The sequence below is a fragment of the Vibrio sp. 1069 genome (assembly GCF_033340555.1).
Genome location: NZ_JAWOWP010000048.1, coordinates 1 through 2386, shown reverse-complemented (window position 1 = coordinate 2386; position 2386 = coordinate 1). Strand labels below are relative to the sequence as shown.

Annotated in this window: 3 protein-coding genes and 1 tRNA gene; 1 reads left to right on the top strand and 3 read right to left on the bottom strand. The window is 44.1% G+C overall.

The window, feature by feature from the left end:
• Positions 1–103 precede the first annotated feature (103 nt).
• A tRNA-Asp gene (locus tag R7040_RS24295) sits at positions 104–180 on the top strand.
• 172 nt (positions 181–352) lie between these two features.
• Here R7040_RS24295 and R7040_RS30650 read toward each other — a convergent pair.
• The 3 genes from R7040_RS30650 to R7040_RS24280 form a co-directional block, all read right to left on the bottom strand.
• A complete protein-coding gene (locus R7040_RS30650) occupies positions 353–514 on the bottom strand; it encodes a transposase (RefSeq protein WP_411978195.1) in 162 nt (53 codons plus the stop codon).
• 514 nt (positions 515–1028) lie between these two features.
• Positions 1029–2210, bottom strand: coding sequence for a heme biosynthesis protein HemY (locus tag R7040_RS24285; protein WP_024700463.1), 1182 nt, complete (start codon positions 2208–2210; stop codon positions 1029–1031).
• Positions 2210–2386, bottom strand: a 177-nt coding sequence (locus R7040_RS24280; protein WP_318097239.1) for a uroporphyrinogen-III C-methyltransferase, incomplete at its 5' end; no start/stop codon positions are given. The genes R7040_RS24280 and R7040_RS24285, both read right to left, overlap by 1 nt.

Here is a 2386-nt window from a genome sequence, read left to right as displayed (position 1 = left end):
ACTCAGAAGTGAAACGAAATAGCGCCGATGGTAGTGTGGGGTTTCCCCATGTGAGAGTAGGACATCGCCAGGCTTTAAATTTAGACTTAGGTCTAACCAGTGCGGAGCGGTAGTTCAGTTGGTTAGAATACCGGCCTGTCACGCCGGGGGTCGCGGGTTCGAGTCCCGTCCGCTCCGCCACTTATTTGAAAGCCCTGCTAGAAATAGCAGGGTTTTTGTCGTTTTAGAGTCTGTCATTTTCCCTTCCAAGAGAAGTCATACCAATCTGGAAAATTAACTGATCAGGTCTATCCATCTTCTCGAAGACATTTTGGTGACTCTTTTGGAGCTATCCAAAAAACGATTCCATGCATCACAGACTTTGGAGATGATGTCGTCGTAATCCGTAAAAGATTGGTTGCCTCAACCAACTCCAGACTTGTTCGATAGAGTTTAGCTCTGGAGAATAGGGCGGAAGTTTGATGACACTGACAGTTTTAAAGTCATTGGCTTTATCTTTTATGTATTGGCTCAACAGCTCTCTTTGCTCGGAAGTTAAGAATGGTGGTCTTCCTGTTCTTGGCTTTTCTTGTCGTCCTTCCAGCCCTTCTTCAAGAAAGGTTTAAACCTACTTATTGACACTGGTTCGGCTTACCTTGAGAAACTTGGCGATTTGTGTGCGTGAGTGTCCATCATTTGAAATGAGTAAGGGTCAGTGGCCTCATTTTCATCTGAATGGATTTTTGCTGACTTGCGAGCTTTTTAAAGTCGATATTATTGAGGCTGTCCATAGCGAATCAGTTCTGTTGTTGGACAGCCTCAATTGGATCATGTTTTTACTTAGATTGGTATTACTTGTCTGTTGAGTGGTGCTCATTGGCGTGGGTGGAGAAAAGCCAAAAAACGATAAGGGTCAAACTGTAGCGAGTGGTTTAAGAGAGAGGGGGGCTGGGTTTCTAGTTAATTGAATACGTGTTGATGGTTATGGATAAATGGCAGGCAATAAAAAAGCCGACAGTAAACTGTCGGCTTGATAATGTTGTTACTGGTTAGTCGTGCTGAACCAGCATCAGAGCTTTACGAGAGACTTCGTGAGCAGCTTTGGTTAGATTTTGCTTCTCTAGTGTGTCTGCTAGGAAAGCATAGTCAGATACGTCTGAGCGAAGTTTTAGAGCTATTTCAAAGTGCTCCTGAGCTTGTTGCCATTTCTCTTGACGGAAGTAGAAGTGTGCTAGAGCGCTGTGTGCCGCTGCGTTGTCAGCTTCTTTCTTTACTACGCCTTCTAGGAAGACTACTACAGGATGGATATCTGGTAGGTTTAAGTCTGGCAGTAGTTGGTAAAGTTCTGGTTCAGGCTGCTTTTTCAGTGCTTCTTTTAGTACGGTAAAGGCTTCGGTATCGGCTTTACGAGCGATAAGCTCACGTGCAAAACAAGCAATAAGATGCGTGTCTTGCTTCACTTTACGAGCCAGACTGTTCCAATGAGAAATTAGCCCTTCGCTACCTTGTTGTTGCGCGACTTCATGCAGTAAACCACATTGTGCTTTCTGAATCAGTTCTGCTTGCTCTTCTTCCGTTACTAGCTTTGCTTTCGCCAGTTGTGGCATTAGGTCAATCAGTGGCTGCCACAATTTAAGCTGCATGTAAGTTGTTTTGAGTAAGTTCAAGACAATCGAGTTATTTGGGTATTGGCCTTTTAGCGATTGCAGGGTATCGAAAGCGGCTTCGAACTCATTATCACGAATAAATTGCTTGGCTCGAGTCAGTTCGACAGCGAGATGAGCATTCTCCTGTTGGCTAGCTAATGCAAGATAATGATCGCGTTTTGCTTTATCACCTTGACCTTGAGCAGCTTCAGAAGCAACGAGATAGCACAGTAGTGGCATATCGTGGTGATTTGCCCAACGAGTGACTTTCTTTTCAGCACCTTTCCAATCACCTTCAAGGAGCTTGATAATGCCTTCATTGGTGTAGCGACGAGAACGACGCATTTTACGTACGCTGAAGTAGTTCCAAGTGCTTGAGCTTGCGTAAACCAACTTTTTAATCAGGTATTCAAGGAGGAAAAGACCAGCTAGCGCAGCGATAACGAAGATCACTAAAGTGGTCACGCTCATTTCGATGGTCTTGTTTGCTATTGAGATCAGTACATATCCTTGTTGACCAGAAAACTGAGTACCGGCAAATAGACCTGCACCTAGAACGACAAATAGGAAAATAAGGCGAATCATTATTTATCCCCCGTACCTGTCATTGTTGTCACTTCACGACGTAGTCGCTCACGAATCACATCCGATCGCTGAGATTGGCTTTCCAGTTTTGCAGGGTACTCAACTTGAATATTTTGTTGGCTTAATTGGTTGAGTGCTTTGTTGAATTCTTTCACCGCATTGTCGTCTTGATTGAA